This window comes from Pandoraea sp., from assembly GCF_041919235.1.
GTDB lineage: Bacteria > Pseudomonadota > Gammaproteobacteria > Burkholderiales > Burkholderiaceae > Pandoraea.
Window position 1 is genome coordinate 17,084 of record NZ_JAYRUC010000007.1, and the last position, 24,995, is coordinate 42,078.

Below are 24,995 nucleotides of genomic sequence, written 5' to 3' on the forward strand. Positions count from 1 at the left end.
AAGAGGCGAGCGCCCGTGCCGATAGCGAGATGTCGGTGTCGTTGAAGCGGTGCATGTGCAGGTTGTTTGAATCGATCAAGAGGAACGAGCGACGTGTTTGGCGAGAAGTTGGGTGAATCCTGGCAACCGCGTGTCCTGATCCTGGGTCTGGGAGAGTCCGGCCTGGCGATGGCGCGTTGGTGCGCGCGTTACGGCTGCCGCGTGCGTGCGGCCGATACGCGCTTTGCCTCGTCGGAAACCCCGCCGAACGTTCTCGCGTTGCGCGCCGACGCCGCGCAGGCCGAGTTCATCGGCGGCGCGTTTGCCGAGCAAATCGACGCACTGCTCGACGATATCGAGCTGATCGGCATCAGCCCCGGTCTCTCGCCACTTGCCGCCGACGTGGCGGCGCTGCTCGCCGAGGCCGGCGAACGTGGCATTCCCGTGTGGGGCGAAATCGAATTCTTCGCGCAGGCGCTGCGTCACATGCAGGCGACGAGCGGCTATGCGCCCAAGGTGCTGGCCATTACCGGCACGAACGGCAAGACCACGACGACGAGTCTGACGGGGCTGCTGTGCCGGCGCGCCGGAAAACGCACGGCCGTGGCGGGCAATATCAGCCCGTCGGCGCTCGACCGGCTGAGCGAGTGCATTGCCGATGCCACGCTGCCTGATGTCTGGGTGCTCGAACTCTCCAGCTTCCAGCTGGAAACGACGCATTCCCTCGCGCCCGATGCGGCCGCCATTCTCAATATCACGCAGGACCATCTGGACTGGCACGGCGACATGGACGCTTATGCCAATGCCAAGGCCCGCATCTTCGGTGCGCAGACCGTTCGCGTGCTCAACCGCGACGATGCTCGCGTGATGGCATTCGCCACCGCCGAAGCCAGCGTCGTGACCTTCGGTACGGACAAGCCCGATGCCGTGGGCGACTTCGGACTGGAGACGGAGGGGGGCATGGTGTGGCTGGTCGAGGGCTTCACGCGCGACGAAGCACCGCCGACGCCGAAGCGCCGCAAGGCGGGTGCGGTGGATGCGGCGGTCGAAGTCGTCGGCAAGCGTCTCATGCCGGCCGATGCCCTGCGTATCCGTGGTCAGCACAACGCCGCAAATGCACTGGCGGCGCTCGCGCTTGCCCGCGCGATCGATCTGCCGATGGCCAAACTGCTGCACGGCCTGCGCGAATACCCGGGCGAGCCGCATCGCGTGCAACTTGTGGGGACCGTCAACGAAGTCGAGTATTACGACGACAGCAAAGGCACCAACGTCGGCGCGACGGTCGCCGCCATCAACGGCCTGCAGAAGCGGCTGCTTCTGATCGTCGGAGGCGAGGGCAAGGGGCAGGACTTCTCGCCGCTCGCGAATCCCGTCGCACATCATGCGCGCGCCGTGTTGCTGATCGGCCGCGACGCGCCGCGGCTGCGCGAAGCGCTCGCCGACACGGGGGTCGATCTGATCGATGCCCCGACGCTCGAGGACGCCACGCGCGAAGCCGCGAAGCGGGCGCAACCGGGTGACGCGGTGCTGCTCTCTCCGGCCTGCGCGAGCTTCGATATGTTCCGTAACTACGAGCATCGCGCGCAGGTATTTCGCGACACCGTGGTGGATTTGGCCGCCGACGCTGGAGTGATGCTATGAACCGTATCAAGTCGTTCTTCAGCAAGAAGCGTCAGGCCGGCTTCGCCGGTGCCGGTACGGCCCCCGCGCCGGGCGCCGCGACCCAGGCCGCGAACCGCACGCTCGGCAGCATCAAGCCGACCCGCTCGCGCATGCTCGAATACGACCACGCGCTCGTGTGGGTGGTGCTTTCGCTGCTGTCGTTGGGCCTGGTGATGGTGTATTCGGCGTCGATTGCGCTGCCGGACTCGCCCAAGTACAGCGGTTACTCGACGTATCACTTCCTCGCCCGTCACATCATCTCGCTCACGATTGGACTGGTCGCGGCGTTCATCACGCTGCGCATCCCGGTCAAGACGCTCGACAAGCTCGCGCCGAAGGTCTTCCTGCTGGCCCTGATGTTGCTCGTGATCGTGCTGATTCCCCACGTGGGTAAGGGGGTGAACGGCTCGAAGCGCTGGATTCCCTTCGGGATGCTCAACCTCCAGCCGTCGGAAATCATGAAGCTCGCGGTTACGCTCTACGCCGCGAACTACACCGTACGCAAGCAGGAGTTCATGCAGAGCTTCCGCAAGGGCTTTCTGCCGATGGGTATCGCCGTCGTGTTCGTCGGCATGCTGCTGCTGCTCGAGCCGGACATGGGCGCGTTCATGGTGGTGGCGGCCATCGCGATGGGCGTGCTGTTCCTCGGCGGCGTGAACGGCCGTCTCTTCGGCGGATTGGCGCTCACAGCCGTAGGCACGTTTGCCATGCTGATCTGGCTGTCGCCGTGGCGTCGCGAGCGGATTTTCGCGTACCTCGATCCCTGGCGAGAAGACTACGCGCTGGGCAAGGCCTATCAGCTCACGCACTCGCTCATCGCGTTCGGACGCGGGGAATGGACCGGCGTGGGGCTGGGCGGCAGCATCGAAAAGCTGCACTACCTGCCGGAAGCCCATACCGACTTTATCCTCGCGGTGATTGGTGAGGAATTCGGCTTCGTCGGTGTGTTCATCGTCATCCTGCTCTTTTACTGGCTGGTGCGCCGCGCGTTCGAGATCGGCCGTCAGGCACTGGCGCTGGAGCGCACGTTCGCCGGTTTGCTCGCGAAGGGCGTGGGCGTATGGCTCGCTGCGCAGACGTTCATCAACATGGGCGTGAATCTGGGCCTGCTGCCGACCAAGGGGCTCACGCTGCCGCTGGTCAGCTACGGCGGCTCGGGCATCTTGCTCAACTGTGTGGCCGTGGCGATTCTGCTGCGGGTGGACTACGAGAACCGCGTGCTGATGCGGGGAGGAAAAGTATGACCGAGCGCGCTACCGCGATGCCGGCACCGGAAACGAAGACGCGCACGCTGCTGGTCATGGCCGGCGGCACGGGCGGTCACGTCTTCCCGGGGCTCGCGGTCGCGAACTTCCTGCGTGTGCAGGGGTGGCGCGTGGTCTGGCTCGGGAATGCGAACGGCATGGAAGCGACGCTCGTGCCGAAGTACGACATTCCGATGGAGTTCGTGAAGTTCGGCGGCCTGCGCGGCAAAGGGGCGATGACGAAGCTGCTGCTGCCGCTCACGCTGCTGCGCGCCCTCTGGCAGAGCCTCGGGGCCATGCGTCGTGTCAAGCCGAACGTGGTGCTCGGCATGGGCGGCTACATCACTTTCCCTGCGGGGATGATGGCGTCGCTGCTGGGGCGCCCGCTCGTGCTGCATGAGCAGAACTCGGTGGCAGGGATGGCGAACAAGGTGCTCGCGCGTGTGGCAGACAAGGTGCTGCTCGCATTCCCGGACACCATCGCCGGCGGCGAATGGGTCGGCAATCCCATTCGTGCGGACTTTGACGAGATGGCGCCACCGGCCGAGCGTTACAACGCACGCACCGGCGCGCTGCGCATTCTCGTGGTGGGCGGCAGCCTCGGCGCGACGGTGCTCAACGAGATCGTGCCGAAGGCGCTCGCGAAGCTGCCGCGTGAAGGTCGTCCGCAGGTCACGCATCAGGCAGGCGTCAAACATATTCAGGCGCTGCAGGCGAACTATGCCGCAGCGGGGGTGACGGTCGACGCGGTGCCGTTCATTGACGACATGGTCGCGGCGTACGCGGCGGCGGATCTGGTGATCTGCCGGGCAGGCGCGATGACGGTGGCCGAAGTGGCGGCGGCCGGCGTGGCGGCGCTCTTCGTGCCGTTCCCGCACGCGGTCGACGACCATCAGACAACGAATGCGCGTTTTCTCGCCGACAAGGGCGCGGCAACGCTGATCGACCAGCGCGAGCTGTCGGTCGAGACCCTGGCCGAGTGGTTGCGCCGTCAGACGCGCGAATCGCTGCTCGCGATGGGAGAGAAAGCCAGAGCGCTCGCCAAGCCGGACGCCACCGAACAAGTGGCGCGCGTGTGCGCGGCCCTGGTCAAGGATTGAAATGAAACACATCGTCAAACACATTCACTTCGTCGGCATTGGCGGCTCGGGCATGAGCGGGATTGCCGAGGTGTTGCTCAATCTGGGGTACCAGGTGAGCGGCTCCGATCTCGGCGACAACGCCGTGACGCGACGCCTCGCCGGCCTTGGCGCGCGCATCGCACACGCGCACGCGGCCGAGCATATCGAGGGCGCGGACGCCATCGTCGTGTCCACCGCCATCACGGCCGATAACCCGGAAGTGCTCGCGGGCCGTGCCCGCCAGATTCCCATCGTGCCGCGCGCGCTGATGCTCGCGGAACTCATGCGCCTGAAGCAAGGCATCGCCATTGCCGGCACGCACGGCAAGACAACCACGACGAGTCTCGTGGCGAGCGTGCTCGCGCAGGGCGGGCTCGATCCGACGTTCGTGATCGGCGGCCGTCTGAACAGCGCCGGGGCGAACGCCAAGCTGGGCACGGGCGACTTCATCGTGGTCGAGGCCGACGAATCGGACGCCTCGTTCCTGAATCTCAATCCGGTCATCGAAGTCGTCACCAACATCGATGCCGATCACATGGACACGTACGGACACGACTTCGCTCGCTTGAAGCAATCGTTCGTCGCCTTCACGCAGCGTCTGCCGTTCTATGGGATCGCCGTGCTGTGTGTGGACGACCCGAACGTGCGCGAAATTCTGCCGTTCGTCTCGAAGCCGATCGTGCGATACGGCCTGTCGGAGGACGCGCAGGTGCGCGCCATCGACGTGCGCGCGCACGCCGGACAGATGCGCTTCACCGTGCTGCGCCGGTTCGGCGACGGTGCCGCGCCGCTCGACATTACGCTGAATCTGCCCGGCGAGCACAACGTGCGCAATGCCCTTGCGGCGATTGCGATTGCGACCGAACTCGAAGTGCCCGACGCCGCGATCCAGCAGGCGCTGGCCGAATTCCACGGCGTGGGCCGACGTTTCCAGCGCTACGGCGATATCGCGCTGCCGAAGGCCAGCGGCGGCGGCACGTTCACCCTGATCGACGACTACGGTCATCACCCGGTCGAGATGGCTGCGACGCTCGCCGCCGCACGCGGCGCTTTCCCGGGACGCCGTATTGTCCTGGCCTTCCAGCAGCACCGTTACACGCGCACGCGCGACTGCTTCGAAGACTTCGTGAAGGTGCTCTCCGAGGCCGACGCGGTTGTGCTCGGCGAAGTCTATTCGGCCGGTGAGGCGCCCATCGTGGCGGCCGACGGTCGCGCACTGGCGCGCGCGTTGCGCGTGGCAGGAAAGGTAGAACCGGTCTTCGTGGAAGACGTTGCGCAACTGCCCGACGCCATTCTGCAGGTCGCCCGTGCGGGCGACGTCGTTATCACCATGGGTGCCGGCTCCATCGGCGCGGTGCCCGGCAAGCTGCAAGTTGAGCAAGGAGTCTGACGTGAGTGCTTTCGATCCGAAACGTTTCGGCAAGGTAGGCGTCCTGATGGGCGGGCGTTCGGCCGAGCGTCAGATCTCGCTGATTTCGGGCAACGGTGTGCTCGAAGCGCTGCGCTCGCGCGGTGTGGATGCGCATGCTTTCGATACCGGCATGCACGACCTGGCGGCGCTCGCTGCGCAGAAGTTCGAACGCGTGTTCATCGCGCTGCATGGCCGGTACGGCGAAGACGGCACGTTGCAAGGCGCGCTCGAACACCTGGGCATTCCCTATACCGGCAGCGGCGTGTTGGCCTCCGCGCTGGCGATGGACAAGGAAATGACCAAGCGGGTATGGATCAACGAAGGGCTGCCGACGCCGCGCTTTGCGATGCTCGACGCCGAGAGCGACTTCGATGCCGTTGCCCGCGACCTCGGCCTGCCGCTCATCGTGAAGCCCTCGCGTGAAGGCTCGACCATCGGTCTGACGAAAGTCACCGAGGCGTCGCAACTGAAGGCCGCCTATGAGAAGGCCGCCGTACTCGATCCGGACGTTCTCGCCGAAGAGTTCATCGATGGCGACGAGTTGACCGTGCCGGTGCTCGGCGTGGGCACCAAGGGCGCGGCCGCCGCGCGTGCGCTGCCAGTGATCCGCATCGTGGCGCCGGACGCGAACTACGACTACCAGAACAAGTATTTCAAGGACGACACGCGTTACGAATGTCCGCCGCCGCTGTCGGTGTCGTTGCAGGAAGAAGTGCAGCGCCTCGTGTTGCGCGCCTACCTCGTGCTCGGCTGCCGTGGCTGGGCGCGCGCCGATGTGATGCTGCGCAAGCGTGACAACAAACCGTTCCTGCTTGAGATCAACACGTCGCCGGGCATGACCGGCCACTCGCTGGTGCCGATCTCGGCGCGAGCGGCGGGCCTGTCGTACGAAGACCTGGTGGTCGAAATTTTGGCAACTGCGACGCTCGATCTGCATCCGAACGCGCAGTGGAAACCCGAGTAAAACCTTGAACGCGTTGAAGAACGCCTCGATACGGAACGCAAATCGCCATGTGGCACAACGTACGCCTGCTCAACGCCATCGCGAGTGCGCTCGTCGCACTTGTCGTGCTGGCGGCGCTCGCAGCGGGCGGGCATTGGCTGATTCAGCGGCCGATCTTTACGCTCAAGGCGGTCCAGATCGATGGGGACGTGTCCCACATCAACGGTCCGACCTTGCGCGCGAACGCCGTTTCGCGGCTCAAGGGCAACTTCTTCACGATCGATCTGGACGCGACACGAGCCGCGTTCGAGGCCGTGCCCTGGGTGCGTCATGCGAGCGTGCGGCGCGTCTGGCCGAACCGACTCGCGGTGACGCTCGAGGAATACAAGCCGCTGGCCACATGGAACGACGGCCGTCTGGTGAGTGTGGACGGCGAGCTGTTCGCGGCGAACCTGGCGGAAGCCGAGGACAACGGCAAGCTGCCCGAGTTTGCGGGTCCGCCGGGCAGCGAAAAGGATGTGACCGCGCGGTACTACGACTTCGTGCGGTGGTTCGCACCGCTGAAACTGAAACCCGAAGCGGTCACGCTGTCGACGCGTTATGCATGGAGCGTTCGGCTCGCGGGGGGACTGCAACTGGCGCTGGGGCGGGAGCGTTCGCCCGAGACCCTCGCCACGCGCAGTCGGCGTTTCGTACAGGCGTATCCGCAGGTAGCGGCGCGCTGGGGAAATCAGATCGAGTATGCCGATCTGCGGTACCCGAACGGTTTTGCAGTGCGTGCGGCGGGCATGCGTTTCTTGAGCGAGGATCAGGCCAAGAAACTTGCCGCGACACCGGTGCAAAAGCGGGATTCGCAAAAGCCGGCCGTTGTGCGACCTGCCGTGCGGCAGAAGCGAAGCCAGTGAGACTTCAGGACTTACACACGCTATGAGCAAAGATTACAAGGATCTGTTGGTCGCCCTCGATATCGGCACGTCGAAAGTCGTGGCGGTGGTGGCCGAACTCCGCCCTGAAGGCCGCTATGAAGTGATTGGCCTCGGCCAAAGCGAATCGCGCGGCCTGAAGAAGGGCGTTGTCGTGAACATCGAGGCCACGGTGCAGTCCATTCAGCGTGCGCTCGAAGAAGCGGAGCTGATGGCCGACTGCAAGATTACCAACGTGTTCACGGGCATTGCCGGCAGTCACATCCGCAGTTTCAACTCGAGCGGCATGGTGGCGATCAAGGACAAGGAGGTCACGCAGACCGATGTGGCGCGCGTGATCGAGACGGCCAAGGCGATCAACATCCCGACCGACCAGCAGGTGCTGCATATCCTCACGCAGGAATTCATCATCGACGGTCAGGAGGACGTGCGCGAGCCGATCGGCATGAGCGGCATCCGCCTGGAAGTCAAGGTGCATATCGTGACCGGCGCGGTGTCTGCGGCGCAGAACATTGTGAAGTGCGTGCGCCGTTGCGGCCTCGAAGTGAACGATCTGATTCTGCAGCCGTTGGCGTCGAGCATTTCGGTGCTCACCGAAGACGAGAAGGAACTGGGCGTGGTGCTGATCGACATCGGCGGTGGCACGACCGATATCGCGATCTTCAGCGAAGGCGCGATTCGTCACACGGCGGTGATTCCGATTGCGGGCGATCAGATCACGAGCGATATCGCGATGGCCGTGCGCACGCCGACGCCAGACGCGGAAGACATCAAGATTCAGCACGGCATCGCCAAGCAGTCGTTGGCCGACCCCGACGAGATGATCGAAGTGCCGGGGCTGGGCGAGCGCGGTCCGCGCACGCTGTCGCGTCAGGCGCTGGCGGCGGTGATCGAGCCGCGTGTCGAGGAATTGTTCTCGCTGGTGCAGCAGGTGGTGCGCGAGTCGGGTTACGAAGAACTGTTGTCCTCGGGCATTGTGCTCACCGGCGGTGCGGCAATGATGCCGGGCATGGTCGAGCTGGGCGAGGACATCTTCCTCAAGCCGGTACGCATTGGTGTGCCCGAGTACGCGGGCGGTCTTGCCGACGTGGTGCGAAGCCCGCGCTACGCAACGGCGATGGGCCTGCTGCTCGAAGGACGTTCCCAGCGCATGCGCGGCCGCAAGGTCGCGGTGCAGTCGGGGCAAGCGAATCAGGTCTGGACGCGCATGCGCGATTGGTTCTTCAGCAATTTTTAACGGTGTTTTTTGAGGGGCGTGGATTCGGGACTGAAAACACGCGCGGCTTACCCGAGCAGCACGTGGCCAGCAGTACCGGATCTGCTTTTATTTCACTGGAGGCGCTATGAACTTCGAAATGTTGGAAACGGAAACCAACGGCACCATCATCAAGGTGGTGGGTGTTGGTGGCGCTGGCGGCAATGCCGTCCAGCACATGATCAACCGTGGTGTGCAAGGCGTGGAATTCATCGCCATGAACACCGACGCTCAGGCACTGGGCCGCTCGCAGGCCAGCGTGAGCATTCAGCTCGGCAAGACCGGTCTGGGTGCGGGCGCCAAGCCGGAGATGGGCCGTGCTGCGGCTGACGAAGCCCGCGAGCGCGTGGCCGACGCGCTGCGTGGCGCACACATGGTGTTCATCACCGCCGGCATGGGCGGCGGCACGGGCACGGGGGCGGCACCGGTCGTGGCGCAGATCGCCAAGGAAATGGGCATTTTGACCGTGGGCGTGGTCTCGAAGCCGTTCGAGTTCGAAGGCGGAAAGCGCATGCGCGTGGCCGAGACCGGCGCACAGGAACTGGAAGACAACGTCGACTCGCTGATCGTCGTGCTCAACGACAAGTTGTTCGAAGTCATGGGCGACGATGCCGAGATGGACAAGTGCTTCCAGTGCGCCGATGACGTACTGCACAACGCCGTGGCCGGCATTGCCGAAATCATCAACGTCGACGGTCTGGTGAACGTCGACTTTGAAGACGTGAAGACGGTGATGGGCGAGCAAGGCAAGGCCATGATGGGTACGGCCACCGTTGCCGGTGTCGATCGTGCGCGTCTGGCCGCCGAGCAGGCGGTGGCAAGTCCGCTGCTTGAAGGCGTGGACCTGTCGGGCGCGCGTGGCGTGCTGGTCAACATCACGGCGTCGCGTTCGCTGCGTCTGTCGGAAACGCGTGAAGTGATGAACACCATCAAGAGCTACGCGGCCGAAGACGCCACCGTGATCTTCGGTACCGTCTACGACGACAAGATGGGCGATGCCCTGCGTGTGACCGTGGTGGCGACCGGCCTGGGCCGTGCGGTCGCCAAGAAGGCCGCCGCACCGATGACGTTGCTCAAGACCGGTACCGACAACATGCCGATCGCCAGCGGCCATGTGCCGAGCGTCGGTCAGGCGGGCGGTACGGACTACGGCGCGCTCGATACGCCGGCGGTGTGGCGCAGCACGCGCGAGAATGCAGCCTCGCACGTTGCCGCGTTGCAGGAAAAGGGCGTCGATACTTACGACATTCCGGCCTTCCTGCGCAAGCAAGCCGACTGACGGTTGCGCGCGGGCCAGGTGCCAGTGCCTGGCGCCGCCGCACCTTGTTGGGAATCGCGAGACCTACGCAGGTCGTCGTGAGGATTCGGCGTCGCTCCAATGACCATGCCTTTTGGCGTGGGGAAGGCGCGCCGCAAGACGAGTCCGAATGACGAGAGAGCAAGGTTGCGATGTCGGAAGATGCCTTGTGGCTGCGACAGCCAGAGTCGCAAGAGGTGTCAACGCATCGCAGACGACGAACGTTACGGGTAAACGTTCGATGTCCCGGACCCGGTCTCGCGAGTCTGTACCCCCGGCCGCTGCGGCATGCCTCCGTCGCAGCGGCCGGGGTGCCCCGAAAAAGGCATCGCGCCCGGCCTTGAGTCCGATATCGACAAGCGAAATGGCCCATTTCTGTTCTCCGTATGGGCGTAGACGTACCGATGGGGGCAGAATTCAAAATGTTTAGTAACGAAGCGTTGTGTTTGTGGCACAGCGATGAAGGGGCCAATCTGATATAATTGACTCTATGATCCTTAGCGCACGATAGTTTAAATAAATAGCATGCTCAAGCAGCGCACTCTCAAATCCATCGCCAAGACAGTCGGCATCGGCTTGCACTCCGGTCGCAAGGTCGAGTTGTCGCTGCGCCCGGCGCCGCCCAATACGGGCATCGTCTTTTGCCGCACTGACCTGAATCCTCCGGTGGAGATTCCGGCCTCGGCAATGGCGATTGGCGACACGCGTCTTGCGTCGGTGTTGCAGAAGGATGGTGCGCGGGTGTCCACCGTGGAACACTTGATGTCGGCGTGTGCGGGGCTGGGCATCGACAACCTGTATGTCGATGTGACGGCCGAAGAAATTCCGATCATGGACGGCAGTGCTGCGACGTTCGTTTTCCTGATTCAGTCGGCGGGCATCGAAGAGCAGGCTGCGGCCAAGAAATTCATTCGTGTGACGAAGCCGGTCGAGATTCGCGAAGGCGACAAGTTTGCCCGTCTCGATCCGTACGAGGGCTTCAAGCTCAAGTTCACGATCGATTTCCGTCACCCGGCGGTGGATCGCACGGGCCAGGCGCTCGAGGTCGATTTTGCGGAAACGTCTTACGCCAAGGAAATCGCGCGCGCCCGCACGTTCGGCTTTGCGCATGAAGTCGAGATGCTGCGCGAGTTGGGCTTGGCGCGCGGTGGCAGCATGGACAACGCCATCGTGCTCGACGAGTACCGTATTCTGAACAACGACGGTCTGCGTTACGACGACGAGTTCGTCAAACACAAGATGCTTGACGCGATCGGCGATCTCTACGTGATTGGCCACCCGCTGCTGGCGTCTTACACGGCGTACAAGTCGGGGCACGGTCTGAACAACCAGCTATTGCGCGAGCTTCTCGCCCAAGACGCCTACGAGATCGTTACGTTCGAGCATGCCGAGGACGCGCCGCGCGGCTTCCAGTTCGAACCGCAGACGCAGTTCGCGTAAGCTGCCTGCGCACAGCGTCGCATCTCGCGGCGTGGATGTAACCAAACGAAAACGCCGGAATTCCCGGCGTTTTTTATTTGACGGGCGACAGATATGGGTATCTCGATTTGGCGAAGCGTTGTGGCGGCCCCGACCGGGGTCAGGGTTTGCGCGGACCGCCGTAAGAGTGCCGGGCGACGAGACGGGCGAGCGCATCACGAAGTGGAGACGGTTCAAGCGCGTCGCGCAGGTCGCGCAGACTGACGAGGCCCTGGCGAGACAGTCTGGCCTCTTTGGGGGGCTTTTGCGGCTCGGGCGCCGCGATACTCACACGGATGCGGATCGTGCGGATCAGCCAGCCGCGCGTAGCGAGACCCTCGATCAGCGACGGCGTCTGCTGGCGCAGGCGCGCCGCAAGCGCGTTGTTGGCGACGAGGAACACCAGCGCCCCGTCGCGCGGCGGCGCAAGCCGCACACTGGCGGTGAGCGCGGCAGGCAGCAGCGCGTGAACGTCCCGTTCCAGTCGACCGAGCTGTTCGGCGGCGACCAGCAGCGAACCGGCGCCGTCGGATGCGCACAGAAGGTCGGTCAGCGGGCGGGCAACGCGAGATGCTTTGGGTCGTTTCATATGATGAGACAGAGATTGCCCCTATTTTACCCCGCCATCGGGCGTCGCCTGCGCCCGGACCTCCGAAAACACCGAACTACCGGCGTCAGGGACCGCCGGGATGTGCTGCGACAGCATGCTAGAATCCATTTTTCGCAGTATAGGTATCGAACCGGCGCGAGGCCCCAGTGCCTAACGCCGGTGACCCGCAACGCGCACGCGCATCGCGCGGTTGGCACACCCATGGGCTACGAGTCCGGCGGGTGAGCTTCCGCGCGCTGACCGTCTGCACGATTGCGAACGACATTTGCCGCCCTAACCAGTGATCCGATGATTCCCGGTCTTCTTAAAAAAGTATTTGGCAGCCGCAACCAGCGGCTCATCAAGCAGTACCAGAAAACCGTCACGGCGATTAACGCCCTCGAGCCGCAGATCGCCCAACTGAGCGACGAGCAACTGCGCGGCAAGACTGAGGAATTCAAGCAACGTATCGCCCAGGGGGCGAGCGTGGATTCGCTGCTCGTCGAAGCGTTTGCCGTGTGCCGTGAAGCTGGCAAGCGCGTGCTCAAGATGCGCCACTTCGACGTTCAGCTGATCGGCGGCATGGTGCTGCACTACGGCAAGATCGCCGAAATGCGCACGGGCGAAGGCAAGACGCTCGTCGCAACGTTGCCCGCCTATCTGAATGCGCTCTCGGGCAAGGGCGTGCACGTCGTGACCGTCAACGATTACCTGGCGCAGCGCGACGCCGAGTGGATGGCGCGTCTCTATAACTTCCTGGGTCTGTCGGTGGGTATCAACCTGTCGCAGATGGCGCACGATCAGAAGCAGACCGCTTACGCGGCCGACATTACGTACGGCACGAACAACGAGTTCGGTTTCGACTACTTGCGCGACAACATGGTCTACGAGACCGAGCAGCGAGTCCAGCGGACACTGAACTACGCCATCGTCGACGAAGTGGACTCGATTCTGATCGATGAGGCACGCACGCCGCTCATCATTTCCGGTCAGGCCGAAGATCACACCGAGCTGTATGTGAAGATGGATCGCTTGCCGGCGATGCTCGAGCGCCAGATCGGTGAAGAGAAATCGGACGGTACAGGCGTGGAAGTGCCGGGCGACTACACGCTCGATGAGAAGGCGCGTCAGGTGTTCCTGACCGAGCGCGGTCACGAGAAGGCTGAGCAACTGCTGGCCGAGTGGGGCATGATCGCCGAGGGCGACAGTCTCTACGCGCCGCAGAACATCACGCTCATGCATCACGTGTACGCCGCATTGCGCGCGCACACGCTGTTCCACAAGGATCAGCACTACGTGGTGCAGAACGACGAGATCGTCATCGTCGATGAGTTCACCGGCCGTCTGATGGCCGGCCGTCGCTGGTCCGAAGGTCTGCATCAGGCGGTGGAAGCGAAGGAGCGCGTCTCGATCCAGCACGAGAACCAGACGCTCGCCTCGATCACGTTCCAGAACTACTTCCGCATGTACGGCAAGCTGTCGGGCATGACCGGCACGGCAGACACGGAAGCGTTCGAATTCAACGAAATCTACCGTCTCGAGACGGTCGTGATCCCGACCAACCGCAACCCCAAGCGGATCGATCGTCAGGATCAGATCTACAAGACGTCCAAGGAAAAGTACGACGCCGTCATCAAGGACATCCGCGATTGTGTGGAGCGGGGGCAGCCGGTGCTCGTGGGCACGACGTCGATCGAGACGTCGGAATATCTCTCGCAACTCCTCACGCGCGAAAAGTTGCCGCATCAGGTGCTCAATGCCAAGCAGCACGCTCGCGAAGCCGAGATCGTTGCACAGGCGGGCCGCCCGGGTGTCATTACCATCGCCACGAACATGGCCGGTCGCGGTACCGACATCGTGCTGGGCGGTAACGTCGAGAAGCAGTCGTCCTTCATCGAATTGGATGCAAGTCTGTCGGACGCCGACAAGGAAGCCCGCATCAAGCAGTTGCAGGACGAGTGGGAGGGCCTGCACGAGCAGGTGAAGGCGGCTGGCGGTCTGCACATCATCGGCACCGAGCGTCACGAATCGCGTCGTATCGACAACCAGTTGCGCGGTCGTTCGGGGCGTCAGGGCGATCCCGGCTCGTCGCGTTTCTATCTGTCGCTGGAAGATCCGCTGCTGCGCATTTTCGCGGGTGACCGCGTGCGCGCGATCATGGATCGCCTGAAGATGCCGGAAGGCGAGGCCATCGAGGCGGGTATCGTCACACGCTCGATCGAGTCGGCGCAGCGCAAGGTCGAAGCGCGCAACTTCGACGTGCGCAAGCAACTGCTGGAGTACGACGACGTTTCCAACGACCAGCGCAAGGTGATCTATCAGCAGCGCAATGAACTGCTCGAGGCGCAAGACGTCTCCGAAACGATTGCGGGCATGCGTCAGAGCGTGTTCCAGGATCTGGTGCGGACCCATGTGCCGGTCGGCACGGTCGAAGAGCAGTGGGACCTGAAGACGCTGGAGACCGTGCTGCGCGAAGAGTGGCAGCTCGATCTGCCACTGCAGTCGCGTATCGAGGGCTCGGACGAAGTCGACGACGACGATATCCTCAAGGAAGTCATGGAAGCGGCCGAAGCGTCCTACAACGCCAAGGTCGAACAGGTGGGGCGCGAGTCGTTCTCCGGTTTCGAGCGCTCGGTCATGCTTCAGAGCGTGGATTCGAACTGGCGCGAGCATCTGGCGGCGCTCGACCACCTGCGCCAGGGGATCCATTTGCGCGGTTATGCGCAGAAGAATCCGAAGCAGGAGTACAAGCGCGAAGCGTTCGAGCTGTTCGCGCAATTGCTCGAGACCATCAAGCTGGAAGTCACACGCGTCATCATGAACGTGCGCATCCAGTCGCAGGAAGAGCTTGAGCAGGCGACGGAGTCGCTCGATGAAAACGCAGGCGGGCTCATCAATATCGAGTTCAAGCACGACGAACTCGAGACGGTCGGCGGCGAAGTCGATGAAGACGCCGGTCGTCCGGTGATCGCGGCACTCGCCCACGCGGCGGGCGCAGCGGCGGCAGGCAACGACTTGTTGCCGAAGGTGGGCCGCAACGATCCGTGCCCGTGCGGCAGCGGCAAGAAATTCAAGCACTGCCACGGCAAACTGTCTTAAGATGTGAACCGATCGACGCGGCGCCGACTCATGAACGGCGCCGCGTCGTTTGCAGCGCCGGTTTTTCGACCGGCCGCACCGATCAACCGCCGCCCCGGCGGCGTGTCGTGCCGACATCGTCAGGGCGGGCGCTGTAACGCTTAACTCTCGCGGGCGAACCCACATGGCCGTCAATTTCCCCTCGATCGAAGCCTCTCAACTTCGCGCCGTTCCGGGCGTCGAACTGGGCTGGGCCGAAGCCAATATCCGCAAACCGAACCGCAAGGACGTGCTGGTCATGCGACTGGCCGCCGGTAGCACGGTTTCCGGCGTTTTCACGACGAACCGCTTTTGCGCCGCACCGGTGACGGTATGCAAGGCGCATTTGGCCGCGCACGCGGGCATTCGCGCGCTTGTCGTCAACACGGGTAACGCCAACGCAGGCACTGGCGAGCCGGGCATGGTGGCCACACGCGCCACGTGCGATGCGCTGGCCAAGCTGTTGTCAGTCGATTCGAACCAGATTCTGCCGTTCTCGACGGGCGTGATTCTCGAGCCGCTGCCGGTCGACCGTCTGGTCGCCGGCCTGCCGCAGGCCATCGCCAATCTGGCGCCCGCGCACTGGTACGAGGCCGCCCAATCGATCATGACGACCGACACGCTGCCCAAGGCGGCGTCGCGCGAGATCGTGATCGATGGCAAGACCCTCGTTTTGACGGGGATCAGCAAGGGGGCGGGCATGATCAAGCCGAACATGGCGACCATGCTCGGCTTCGTTGGCACCAACGCACGCGTGGCGCAACCGGTGCTCGACGCGCTCGTGAAGTACGTCGCGGACCGCTCGTTCAACGCCATCACCATCGATGGCGATACGTCCACCAACGACTCGTTCATCGTAGCGGCCACCGGCCAAACCGATCTGCCGGAAATTGCCAGCACCGACACGCCGGCCTTCGCCGCATTCCGTGACGCCTTGCTGTCGATCTCGCAGGAGCTGGCGCAGCTCATCGTGCGAGACGGTGAAGGGGCGACCAAATTCATCACCGTGACGGTCGAAGGCGGTCGCGACGTGGCCGAGTGCCGTCAGATTGCCTACGCCATCGGGCATTCGCCGCTGGTGAAAACTGCGTTCTTCGCGTCCGATCCGAATCTGGGCCGCATTTTGGCCGCAATCGGCTATGCGGGCGTGAACGACCTCGACGTCAGCAAGATCGACCTCTATCTGGACGACGTGCTGGTCGCCCGCGCGGGCGGCCGCAATGCCGAATACCGTGAGGAAGACGGGCAGCGCGTGATGAAGCAAAGCGAGATCACGGTCCGTGTGGTGCTCGGCCGCGGCGACGCCGCCACAACGTTGTGGACGTGCGACCTCTCGCACGACTACGTAAGCATCAACGCGGATTACCGCTCCTGAGCCCTGACGCGACGGCTGCGCGTCTCTCACCGGAGACCGGGCCGTTGGCGCAGAAGGCCGACGCCCGACCGGCATCGGCCATGCGTCGGTGGAAGTGGCCGGCAATGCCGGCACATCGTTGGCGAGTGGCAAAAGCACCGCAACGCACAGCGACAGGAAACGACAACACGACGAAGCGTCGGCACACGCGCCCCTGAGCGGCGCAGGGATTTCCAAGCATGGACAAGCTCGAGCAGTTTCTTACGCGCGCGGAAGGCGTGCTGGCCCGGTTGGAGGTGCTGCTGCCCCCCGGCGCTCCCGAGATCGACTGGAATGCCGCCGTGGCGTTTCGCTGGCGCAAGAAACAGGGGCGCGGGTTTCTGCAGCCCGTGGCACACGTGTCCGGCATTACGCTGGGCGATTTGCAGAACATCGAGCGCCAAAAAGGGTTGATCGAGCAGAATACCCGCCAATTCGTGCGTGGCGAGCCCGCCAACAACGTGCTGCTCACCGGCGCGCGCGGCACGGGCAAGTCGTCGCTCATCAAGGCCTGCCTGAATCAGTACGCCCCGGAAGGCCTGCGCCTGATCGAAGTCGACAAGGATGACCTTGTCGATCTGGGCGATATCGTCGATCTGATTTCGCAGCGTCCCGAGCGCTTTGTCGTGTTCTGCGACGACCTCTCGTTCGAAGACGGCGAGTCGGGCTACAAGGCCCTGAAGGTGGCGCTCGACGGCTCGGTCGCTGCACAGTCCGACAACGTGCTGATCTATGCGACGTCGAATCGCCGTCACCTGCTGCCCGAATACATGAAGGATAACGAGAGTTATCGCCATACCGAGGACGGTGAGATTCATCCTGGCGAAGTGATCGAGGAAAAGATCTCGCTGTCCGAGCGTTTCGGGCTGTGGGTGAGCTTCTATCCGTTCAAGCAGGACGACTACCTGACGATCGTCGGTCACTGGTTGCAACATTTCGGTGTGCCGGCCGATCAAACTGACGATGCGCGTCACGAGGCCCTGATTTGGGCGCTGGAGCGCGGTTCGCGTTCGGGCCGCGTGGCGTTCCAGTTTGCGCGCGACTGGGCGGGCAAGCAGCGTAGCGCCTCGCACGCATCGTAACGATTCGGCGAGCGGGCGTTTGGATGCATCGCTCGCGCCTTGCTCGTCCGATCATAAAATCCGCAGTTATCGCGCAGTGATATGACAGAATCGAAACGCTATGCGCCCGATGGGCGTCTCATCACGGAAGTGGCCGTTGGCGTGATGGTGCGCCCCGATGGCACGGTGCTCCTCGGTCAGCGTCCCGCCGGGAAGCCGTACGCCGGTTATTGGGAATTTCCAGGGGGCAAGCTCGAAGCGGGCGAGTCGGTTGCCGCAGCGCTCGCGCGCGAGTTGCACGAGGAACTGGGTGTGACGGTCGAGCGATGCGCCCCGTGGCGTGTTTTGGAACACGATTATCCCCATGCCTACGTGCGCCTGCATTTCTGCAAAGTGACGGCATGGAAGGGCGAGCCGCATGGCAAGGAAGGGCAGGCGTTGGCGTGGGAGCGTCCGCCGGTGAGCGTCGAGCCGCTGCTGCCGGCCGCGCTGCCGCCGCTGACGTGGCTCGCCGAGGAGATCGCCGCGAAGTCATAGCGGTGAGCGGCGTCGCCGGGTTGTCGGCAAGCCTGCGATGCGCTATTCCTCCAGACATGCACCAACATGCAAAAGGCACCCCGAAGGGTGCCTTTTGCGTTGGGTTCGACCGATTGCTTTCGTAACGTATTACCGCGTCAGCCCTGTGTCGGATCGAGCGGAGCGTCTTGCGAAGGGTCGTCCGGCGACGCGGCGGGGATGGTGTACTTTTCCGCCGCCCACGCGCCGATGTCGATCTGCTTGCAACGCGCCGAGCAGAAGGGGCGGAATTTGGCCTGCGGTCCCCAAACCACCTTTTTGCCGCAAGTCGGACAGTTGACGACAGTCGTCATGGGCTTACAGATTGCAGAGTGTCAGCAGAAACGGCACGTCGCTGTCGACCGGACGCGGCTTCAGATCGCCGTCCTGAGTGGTGAAGCGCACCCAGAGCATGTATTTGTTGGCGCTGGCTTCGGGAATGACGCGCAGTTCGGGCACGACACGCACCTGCATGAGTTGATAGACGCGCCCCGTCAGCATTTGCTGGTAGCTGCCTTGCTGCGCCATGGCCTTGCTGGCGTGACCTGACTCGCGGGCAAGGCCCAGCACGATGTTGATCGCCTCGCGTATCGGCAGCAGCGGGCCGATCCACTTGTCGATGTCGCGACGCCGTTGTTCGGCGTCGTTATGCCGCCACGCGTAATACGACGGCAGGTCGAAGCGGCACGTGCCGCCCGGTATCACCGAGCGACTGCGTATGCTCGCAAGCCATTCGTTGTCGTTCAGATGCTGGCCGGGCTTGCCGGGAATCTGATTGAGATTAGCAATGGCTTGCTCGACTTCACCGATGAACTGTTCGAGCGCGTCGGAGGCGATATCGGGATTGCCGCGATAGGTCGTCAGCGTCTGACGTTGCCGGTCGAGTTCCTTGACCAGTTCGTTCTTCAGATCGGTGCGCCCGGCGATGTCGGCGATCTCGAACATCGTGATCAGCGCCGCATGGTGATCGAGCGGCTGATCCTGCGCGACGAAAAAGGCAAAGCGCCCGAACAGCTCTTCTAGCCGAAGCAGCGTGCGAATGCGTTCGTTGAGCGGATATTCGTACAGGATCAAGCGCGTCGGCCCAGAAGTTGGCGCTTTTCAGCGTAATGGCGACATTCTAATGCCGGAATCTGTTGAGGCGCAACGCGAGTGGGCGCTCAATCGAGGGTGGCCCGTACGACGCGTGCGATAAACGGGGCCACGGACGTCGATCAACGGCCACCTGCCTGCGCCGCGAGCTTCAGATACGCTGCATGCAATCGGTCGACCTGCGGCGCGAGCGGCGCGTGCTGGATGTCGTTGTCGATAACGTCGTCGGCTGTGGCGAGCCGCTGTGCACGCGTTGCCTGGCGCGCCATGATCGCCTGCACCTGTTCGCGCGCGAACCGGTTTCGCGACATGACGCGCGCGATTTGCGTTTCCTCTGAGCAGTCGACGACGAGCACGCGCTGCACGCGCTCACGCCACGTGCCGGATTCCACCAACAGAGGCACGACGAAAATCAGATAGGGCCCTGGCGCCTGCGCGGCAGCCCGCTCGCACTCCGTGCGGATCAGGGGATGGGTAATGGCCTCCAAACGGGCTTTCGCTGCGTCGTCGGTGAAGACGGCTTCGCGCATGCGCGCGCGGTCGAGCGAGCCGTCCGGGGCCACGAAGGCGTCGCCGAACTCGCGCCGGATCGCAGGCATGGCCGCGCCGCCTGGGGCGGTAATGCCGTGCGCGATGGCGTCGGTGTCGATGATGGCGATGCCGTGCGTGGCGAATAGATTGGCCACCGTCGTCTTGCCGCTGCCGATGCCCCCGGTCAGGCCGATGGCGTAAGTCATGGCGTTCCTCCGATCCAGATCATCAATCCGTTGCCGCCGAAAAGCGTGATGATGCCCGCCGCTGCGAGAAAAGCCCCGAACGGAAACATTTGATCGCTGCGCAAGCGTCCGGTGAGCCATGCGCTGCCCGCGACAACAATGGCGAGTAGGCAGGCGAGCGTCAGGATCTGCAGCAACGCGGTCCAGCCGAACCATGCGCCCAGCGCAGCATATAGCTTGAAGTCGCCGAAGCCCATGCCCTCCCGGCGTCGAAGCCACCAGTACACCCAGTACAGGGCCCACAGACTCAGATAGCCGAGCGCGGCCCCAATGACCGCCGTCGGGAGCGCCGCGAACCAGTGCCGCAGATTGCACAGCAAGCCAGCCCACAGCAGCGGCAGCGTCAGGATGTCGGGCAGGAGCTGGGTGTCGTGGTCGATGTACGCGAGCGCGACGAGCGTCCAGACGAGTCCGAGTGCGCCGACGCTCTGCCAGGTGGGGCCGAAGCGCCACGCAATGGCGGCGCTCAGCACACCGCTGAGGAGCGACAACTGGCAGCGGCGTGGCGATACGGTAATGGGAGACGGGGTGGGAGACGGGTTGGGTGACAGGGTGGGTGATGGCGACCTGGCGACGGGGGACGCGAGCGCCATCGTCTCGGCGGGCAGGTCGGTCTGATGCGAGGGGGCGCGAAGCGGTGAGGCGTTCGCCGCGTCCGCAGCCCGCATCTCCTCGATCCAGGCCCGTTCAACAGCGACCGGCACACGTCGCACGATCACATCGAGGCCAAGCCCGGCCACGACGCCCAACGCCGCGAAGAGGACGAGGCGCCAGTGAGGTTGCAACTGCGCCAGCCAATCGACAAGCAGCGGCTCTGCGTAACCGTTCATGCGACACCGTATCCGAGTTGGAACATCGGCAGATACATGGCGAGGACCATGCCGCCGATCAGCAGGCCGAGAAACGTAATCATCATGGGTTCCAGCGTCGCGCAGGCGTTGACCAGCGCATGCGAGGCCTCTTCGTCGAGCAGGCCTGCGGCCTGATTGAGCATGCGCCCGAGTGTACCCGATTCCTCGCCGATCACGCTCAGTTGTGCGATGACCAGCGGCCAGCGCGCATCGGCCTCGAGCGACGTCGCAAGGCGCGCGCCGCGTGAAACTGCGCGATGCACGTCATGCGCCGCACGCTGCATCGCGAGATTGCCGCATGCGCTCGCGGCGGCGTCCATCGCGTCGGGGAGGGCGACGCCCGCGTCAAGCAATGTGCCAAGCGTTCTGGCCCATCGTGCGGCGCTCAACATGCGGATGATCTTGCCCGCGCCCGGCAGCCGCAAGATCAGGCGATCCCGGAGATGTCGCGCGCGTGTGCTGCGCCGCAATGCCGCGGCCATGACCAACCCTGCGGCCCCCAGGGCGGCCAGTAGCCATGGCCCGTTCGTGAGCGACGCGCGTGAGATATCGATGAGCCATCGCGTGAGCGGCGGCAGGGGCATGCCCCCGCCAGCGGCACTGGCAAACAGGCGCTCGAACTCCGGGATCACCCAATGCAGCAACGCGACCACGACCGCCAGCGCGACGACCAACACCGTCGACGGGTAGGCGAGCGCACGCTGGAGTTTCTCTCGCACGCTTCGCGCGTGATCGTAGTGTGCGCTCAGGCGAGCGAGCGTCGGGCCGAGTTGCCCGCTCAATTCAGCGGCCGCTATCAACTGACAATCGACGGTGCTGAATCGATGGCCGGCCCGGGCCATGGCCTGCGCCAGCGGGTGCCCTTGCCCGACCTCCAGCCCAATGTCGGACGCCAGCCGCTTGAGCCCTCGCGCGTGGGCACCGCGTGCGAGTATGTCGAGCGCTGCCGTGAGCGTAACGCCCGCGCCCAACAGCGTGGCGAGACGCCGGACCAGGTCGGTGGCGTCTGCGGTGCCGACGCGTCCCGCCGGCGTGTATCTGCGCCCAGGACGCAGATGCGTGACCGTCAGGCGCGGGTCGCGCAACATCAGACGCGCGGCGGCTTCGCCGTGGGCGATCACCTCGCCTTGACGACGCTGTCCGTCGGCATCGCGACCTTGCCAGTGCCAACGGCGGGGCTGCGTCATACGCTGCATGGGCGACCTCGGTGCGTTGCGGCGTAGGGCAATTTTCGGCGCGATGGCCCCGAAAGTACGCGCCATCCACGCGTCGATCGGTGCGCGGCACGGCGCCACGTGCGCTGTGGGTCGAACTCAATCAGGGGTCGTCGCATCGACATCCTCCTCGCTGACGGTGCCCGTGGCGACATGCCAGCGTCCCGCCTCACGCAGGGTCATGACACCCTCGCTTTGTGCTTGTGCGGCCAGATCGTGCGGACTGCGGGCCTGCGCGATGTTGGCCGCCTGTGCTGCGCTGATCGGCATCACTTGAAACGCGCCAATGCGCCCGGCGAAGCCGGTGCCGTGGCAGCGCATGCAGGGGTGTCCGGTCCGTGTGGCGGCTGTCGGCGCGCGGCCGGGCTCGCATCCCGCCGGACATCGTCGTCGGAGTAGCCGTTGTGCGCTGATGAGCAGCAGTGTCGACGACAGGTTGAACGGCGCCACACCGAGGTCGAACAATCGCGCGAGGGTGCTGGGCGCATCGTTCGCATGAACGGTCGCGAAGACAAGGTGTCCGGTCTGCGCCGCCTGTACGGCAATCTCGGCGGTTTGCGCGTCGCGGATCTCGCCGACGACGAGCACGTCGGGATCTTGCCGGAGAAATGCGCGCAGGGCCGTGGCGAAATCCAGCCCGGCGCGCTCATTGACATTGACTTGAGTGACACCCGGCAAGCGAATCTCCACCGGATCTTCGATGGTGACGATGTTGCGCGACGTGTCGTTGATTCGGCGCAGACAACTGTAGAGTGAGACGGTCTTGCCGCTCCCCGTTGGACCGGTCAACAGAACCATGCCGTGCGGACGGGCAATCGCACGCGTGAGCGCAAGATATTGCGTCGGCGTGTAGCCGAGCCCTTCCAGCGAGAGCGGGACCTTGGCACCGTCGAGCAAGCGCACGACAAGCTTCTCGCCGTGCAGCGTCGGCAGCGCGCTCACGCGGCACTCCACCGGTTCGCCCGCTTCGCGCCAGACCATGCGCCCGTCCTGCGGCAGACGCTTCTGTGCGATATCCAGATTGGCGAGCACCTTGAGTCGCGAGACGAGCATGTCGCGCCACGGCAAGGGCACATCGCCGTGCTCTTGCAGATGGCCATCGATGCGCAATCGAACGCGAAAGCGTTGTGCCATCGGTTCGAAATGCACGTCGGACGCGCCCGCCCGGACGGCCTCGCCCAGCATCTGATCGAGTAGCTGCAACGGCGTGGCGGCTTCGCGCGGACCGCGCGACTCGGCGGACGCCGTGACGGCGGCGCGCTCGTTGGGCAGCGTCGCGGTGTCTGCGGATTCGGAAACGTGAAATGACATGACGGGGTTTGACGAGTGCTGCGTGAAGCTACAGTCTCGTCAAAACCCCGGGGTGGCTCAATCGGAATTGCCCGAAAAATGGGCGGACGTCACGTGAAGTGAGCGGGTGCGACTCAACCGTGTGACGCCGATCGTGCGCTTGGCTTGAACAGACGCACCATTTTGATCGCCTGATTGTCGATCTGCACGATCTCCATGCGCACGCCACCGACTTCCAGGCTAACGGCCGCTTCCGGAATTTCACGCAGCACTTCGAGGATCAGGCCGTTGAGGGTCTTCGGTCCATCGGTCGGCAGATGCAGACCCAGCCGGCGGTTCAGATCGCGCAGCCCCACACCGCCGCTGACCAGGCAATCGTCGTCCGACGTCCAGCCTGAGCGGCTTCCGCCCGTGCCCGGCACGCTTGTCGTGAACTCACCGATGAGTTCCTCGATGATGTCTTCGGTGGTCAGCAGTCCTTCGACTTCGCCGTATTCGTTGACGACCAGTCCCACGCGCCGGTGGTTCTCCTGGAAGTACTGGAGCTGACGCAGCGCAGGCGTATCGCTGGGGATGAAATACGGCTCGACAAGCAACGCGCGCAACGTATCCGCAGAGAGGTCGTCCGGGTGCCGCAGGGCCGCAAGCGTGCGGCGTACCGGCAGAATGCCGACGATGCGATCGATGTCGCCGTCGTAGACCGGCAACTTGTTGTGATAGCAGGTCTCGAGCTGCGAGAGGATTGTGTCGAGCGGCGCCGAGATATCGAGCGCCTCGATACGCGCGCGCGGCACCATCACGTCGTCGACCGTGATGTTCTCGAGATCGAGCAGGTTGAGCAGCACGCTGCGCGGCTTGGTCGGCATGTAATTGCTGGCCTCGAGCACGATGGTTCGCAACTCCTCCGTAGAGAGGCGCGCTTCGCTGGCTGCACGGCGCGTGTCGATGCGCAGCATACGCAACATGCCGCGCACGAAGCCATTGAGTACCCATACGAGCGGTGTAGCCACCGTCACGATCGGCTTGAGCATCGTGCTGGCCGGTAACGCGATGCGTTCGGGATACGTTGCACCGACAATCTTCGGGCCGATCTCGGCGAAGATAATGATAAGCAACGCGATCAGCGCCGTCGCAAGCGACAGGGTGAGCGCGTCGTTTCCGAAATAGCGCACCGCAACCGATGTGGTGAGTACCGGAACGACGGTGTTGATGACGTTATTGCCGACGAGGATCGTCGAGAGCAGGTCCTCGGTGCGGGCGAGAAGCCCCTGCGTCGCCTTGGCACCGTGTACGTTCATCCGTACCAGATGTTTCAGCCGATGACGGTTGAGCGCCATCATGCTCGTTTCGGAAATGGAAAAGAATCCCGAGCAGACGATCAGGAGGGCGACGGCGCAAATCTGCGCCCATAAGGGCAAGGCTTCCAAGCGTGTGGGTGCGCGAAGCGCGCGGGGGTGACAATGAGTTGCCACTATATCAGAGGGGATGAACCCGTCGCGCGCGTCGTCCGGCGGACCGACTTCAAGCGAGCCGTCGCGATGGACTCCGAGACATTCGAGGAGCGTCGTCGGCGCGCTGGGATAGCGTGATTCGTACGGACGACAAATGCAGCGGACATAAAAAAACCGCCGGACACGTCCGGCGGTTTTTTTGCTTTGCTCGCGAGCAAAGGAAATCGTGGTCGGGGTGAGAGGATTCGAACCTCCGGCCTCTACGTCCCGAACGTAGCGCTCTACCAGGCTAAGCTACACCCCGCTTCGATAC

General features: G+C 64.0%; 21 protein-coding genes and 1 tRNA gene. 13 read left to right on the top strand and 9 right to left on the bottom strand.

What is annotated here, in order from left to right; translation table 11 throughout:
• The first annotated feature begins 93 nt into the window (after positions 1-93).
• From murD to lpxC, 9 genes are all read left to right on the top strand, one after another.
• Positions 94-1,620: a UDP-N-acetylmuramoyl-L-alanine--D-glutamate ligase gene (gene murD / locus ACE3UG_RS07145; RefSeq protein WP_374622057.1), complete on the top strand. Its 1,527-nt coding sequence runs from the start codon at positions 94-96 to the stop codon at positions 1,618-1,620.
• A complete protein-coding gene (gene ftsW / locus ACE3UG_RS07150) occupies positions 1,617-2,885 on the top strand; it encodes a putative lipid II flippase FtsW (RefSeq protein ID WP_374621613.1) in 1,269 nt (422 codons plus the stop codon). Before murD ends, ftsW begins: the two co-directional genes overlap by 4 nt.
• On the top strand, positions 2,882-3,985 hold the full coding sequence (murG, locus tag ACE3UG_RS07155; RefSeq protein WP_374621616.1) for an undecaprenyldiphospho-muramoylpentapeptide beta-N-acetylglucosaminyltransferase: 1,104 nt from the start codon (positions 2,882-2,884) through the stop codon (positions 3,983-3,985). Before ftsW ends, murG begins: the two co-directional genes overlap by 4 nt.
• Before the next feature lies 1 nt (position 3,986).
• Entirely contained in the window at positions 3,987-5,396 is a 1,410-nt protein-coding gene (gene murC, locus ACE3UG_RS07160; RefSeq protein ID WP_374621619.1) for a UDP-N-acetylmuramate--L-alanine ligase, read from the top strand.
• Position 5,397: 1 nt separating this feature from the next.
• Entirely contained in the window at positions 5,398-6,381 is a 984-nt protein-coding gene (locus tag ACE3UG_RS07165) for a D-alanine--D-alanine ligase (protein WP_374621622.1), read from the top strand.
• Between the two features lie 47 nt (positions 6,382-6,428).
• On the top strand, positions 6,429-7,265 hold the full coding sequence (locus ACE3UG_RS07170; protein WP_374621624.1) for a cell division protein FtsQ/DivIB: 837 nt from the start codon (positions 6,429-6,431) through the stop codon (positions 7,263-7,265).
• A gap of 22 nt (positions 7,266-7,287) precedes the next feature.
• Positions 7,288-8,520, top strand: a complete 1,233-nt coding sequence (gene ftsA, locus ACE3UG_RS07175; RefSeq protein WP_150612150.1) for a cell division protein FtsA — start codon at positions 7,288-7,290, stop codon at positions 8,518-8,520.
• 106 nt (positions 8,521-8,626) lie between these two features.
• A complete protein-coding gene (gene ftsZ, locus ACE3UG_RS07180) occupies positions 8,627-9,817 on the top strand; it encodes a cell division protein FtsZ (protein WP_374621627.1) in 1,191 nt (396 codons plus the stop codon).
• Positions 9,818-10,360: 543 nt separating this feature from the next.
• Positions 10,361-11,275: a UDP-3-O-acyl-N-acetylglucosamine deacetylase gene (gene lpxC / locus ACE3UG_RS07185; protein WP_374621630.1), complete on the top strand. Its 915-nt coding sequence runs from the start codon at positions 10,361-10,363 to the stop codon at positions 11,273-11,275.
• Between the two features lie 139 nt (positions 11,276-11,414).
• Here lpxC and ACE3UG_RS07190 read toward each other — a convergent pair whose 3' ends face one another.
• Positions 11,415-11,882 (bottom strand): DciA family protein, encoded by a 468-nt coding sequence (locus tag ACE3UG_RS07190; protein WP_374621633.1) that lies wholly within the window; start codon positions 11,880-11,882, stop codon positions 11,415-11,417.
• Positions 11,883-12,191: 309 nt separating this feature from the next.
• Between ACE3UG_RS07190 and secA the strand changes: the two genes are divergently transcribed.
• The 4 genes from secA (at position 12,192) to ACE3UG_RS07210 (ending at position 17,990) form a co-directional block, all read left to right on the top strand.
• Entirely contained in the window at positions 12,192-14,981 is a 2,790-nt protein-coding gene (gene secA, locus ACE3UG_RS07195) for a preprotein translocase subunit SecA (protein WP_374621636.1), read from the top strand.
• 163 nt (positions 14,982-15,144) lie between these two features.
• Positions 15,145-16,374, top strand: coding sequence for a bifunctional glutamate N-acetyltransferase/amino-acid acetyltransferase ArgJ (gene argJ, locus ACE3UG_RS07200; RefSeq protein WP_374621639.1), 1,230 nt, complete (start codon positions 15,145-15,147; stop codon positions 16,372-16,374).
• A 218-nt stretch (positions 16,375-16,592) separates the two neighbouring features.
• Entirely contained in the window at positions 16,593-17,474 is an 882-nt protein-coding gene (locus ACE3UG_RS07205; RefSeq protein ID WP_374621642.1) for an ATP-binding protein, read from the top strand.
• An 81-nt stretch (positions 17,475-17,555) separates the two neighbouring features.
• The gene (locus ACE3UG_RS07210; RefSeq protein ID WP_374621644.1) at positions 17,556-17,990 is read left to right on the top strand and encodes an NUDIX domain-containing protein; all 435 of its coding nucleotides are present in this window, start codon (positions 17,556-17,558) and stop codon (positions 17,988-17,990) included.
• Between the two features lie 137 nt (positions 17,991-18,127).
• Here the strand turns inward: ACE3UG_RS07210 and yacG are convergent, their stop codons facing one another.
• From yacG to ACE3UG_RS07250, 8 genes are all read right to left on the bottom strand, one after another.
• Positions 18,128-18,322 carry a DNA gyrase inhibitor YacG gene (yacG, locus tag ACE3UG_RS07215; RefSeq protein WP_374621647.1) on the bottom strand — a complete coding sequence of 65 codons (195 nt, stop codon included), beginning with the start codon at positions 18,320-18,322 and terminating at the stop codon, positions 18,128-18,130.
• Between the two features lie 4 nt (positions 18,323-18,326).
• Positions 18,327-19,082 (bottom strand): cell division protein ZapD, encoded by a 756-nt coding sequence (gene zapD, locus ACE3UG_RS07220; RefSeq protein ID WP_374621650.1) that lies wholly within the window; start codon positions 19,080-19,082, stop codon positions 18,327-18,329.
• 140 nt (positions 19,083-19,222) lie between these two features.
• The gene (coaE, locus tag ACE3UG_RS07225) at positions 19,223-19,837 is read right to left on the bottom strand and encodes a dephospho-CoA kinase (RefSeq protein WP_374621653.1); all 615 of its coding nucleotides are present in this window, start codon (positions 19,835-19,837) and stop codon (positions 19,223-19,225) included.
• The gene (locus ACE3UG_RS07230) at positions 19,834-20,706 is read right to left on the bottom strand and encodes an A24 family peptidase (protein ID WP_374621656.1); all 873 of its coding nucleotides are present in this window, start codon (positions 20,704-20,706) and stop codon (positions 19,834-19,836) included. The genes coaE and ACE3UG_RS07230 overlap by 4 nt, the downstream gene beginning before the upstream one ends.
• Positions 20,703-21,923: a type II secretion system F family protein gene (locus tag ACE3UG_RS07235; RefSeq protein ID WP_374621659.1), complete on the bottom strand. Its 1,221-nt coding sequence runs from the start codon at positions 21,921-21,923 to the stop codon at positions 20,703-20,705. Before ACE3UG_RS07235 ends, ACE3UG_RS07230 begins: the two co-directional genes overlap by 4 nt.
• 117 nt (positions 21,924-22,040) lie before the next feature.
• Positions 22,041-23,252 carry a GspE/PulE family protein gene (locus ACE3UG_RS07240; protein WP_374621661.1) on the bottom strand — a complete coding sequence of 404 codons (1,212 nt, stop codon included), beginning with the start codon at positions 23,250-23,252 and terminating at the stop codon, positions 22,041-22,043.
• 113 nt (positions 23,253-23,365) lie between these two features.
• Complete coding sequence (locus ACE3UG_RS07245) at positions 23,366-24,658, bottom strand: HlyC/CorC family transporter (RefSeq protein WP_374621664.1); 1,293 nt, start codon at positions 24,656-24,658, stop codon at positions 23,366-23,368.
• A gap of 251 nt (positions 24,659-24,909) precedes the next feature.
• Positions 24,910-24,986: transfer RNA gene (locus tag ACE3UG_RS07250), tRNA-Pro, on the bottom strand.
• Between the last annotated feature and the right edge of the window lie 9 nt (positions 24,987-24,995).

Excerpts from the sequence above, each read along its gene's own strand:
- ftsZ (WP_374621627.1), top strand. The coding sequence starts at position 8,627 with ATGAACTTCGAAATGTTGGAAACGGAAACCAACGGCACCATCATCAAG.
- ACE3UG_RS07205 (WP_374621642.1), top strand. The coding sequence starts at position 16,593 with ATGGACAAGCTCGAGCAGTTTCTTACGCGCGCGGAAGGCGTGCTGGCC.
- ftsA (WP_150612150.1), top strand. The coding sequence starts at position 7,288 with ATGAGCAAAGATTACAAGGATCTGTTGGTCGCCCTCGATATCGGCACG.
- secA (WP_374621636.1), top strand. The coding sequence starts at position 12,192 with ATGATTCCCGGTCTTCTTAAAAAAGTATTTGGCAGCCGCAACCAGCGG.
- ACE3UG_RS07235 (WP_374621659.1), bottom strand. The coding sequence starts at position 21,923 with ATGCAGCGTATGACGCAGCCCCGCCGTTGGCACTGGCAAGGTCGCGAT.
- yacG (WP_374621647.1), bottom strand. The coding sequence starts at position 18,322 with ATGACGACTGTCGTCAACTGTCCGACTTGCGGCAAAAAGGTGGTTTGG.
- murG (WP_374621616.1), top strand. The coding sequence starts at position 2,882 with ATGACCGAGCGCGCTACCGCGATGCCGGCACCGGAAACGAAGACGCGC.
- ACE3UG_RS07240 (WP_374621661.1), bottom strand. The coding sequence starts at position 23,252 with ATGTCATTTCACGTTTCCGAATCCGCAGACACCGCGACGCTGCCCAAC.
- argJ (WP_374621639.1), top strand. The coding sequence starts at position 15,145 with ATGGCCGTCAATTTCCCCTCGATCGAAGCCTCTCAACTTCGCGCCGTT.
- ACE3UG_RS07170 (WP_374621624.1), top strand. The coding sequence starts at position 6,429 with ATGTGGCACAACGTACGCCTGCTCAACGCCATCGCGAGTGCGCTCGTC.
- ACE3UG_RS07190 (WP_374621633.1), bottom strand. The coding sequence starts at position 11,882 with ATGAAACGACCCAAAGCATCTCGCGTTGCCCGCCCGCTGACCGACCTT.
- lpxC (WP_374621630.1), top strand. The coding sequence starts at position 10,361 with ATGCTCAAGCAGCGCACTCTCAAATCCATCGCCAAGACAGTCGGCATC.
- ftsW (WP_374621613.1), top strand. The coding sequence starts at position 1,617 with ATGAACCGTATCAAGTCGTTCTTCAGCAAGAAGCGTCAGGCCGGCTTC.
- ACE3UG_RS07210 (WP_374621644.1), top strand. The coding sequence starts at position 17,556 with ATGACAGAATCGAAACGCTATGCGCCCGATGGGCGTCTCATCACGGAA.
- murC (WP_374621619.1), top strand. The coding sequence starts at position 3,987 with ATGAAACACATCGTCAAACACATTCACTTCGTCGGCATTGGCGGCTCG.
- coaE (WP_374621653.1), bottom strand. The coding sequence starts at position 19,837 with ATGACTTACGCCATCGGCCTGACCGGGGGCATCGGCAGCGGCAAGACG.
- ACE3UG_RS07230 (WP_374621656.1), bottom strand. The coding sequence starts at position 20,706 with ATGAACGGTTACGCAGAGCCGCTGCTTGTCGATTGGCTGGCGCAGTTG.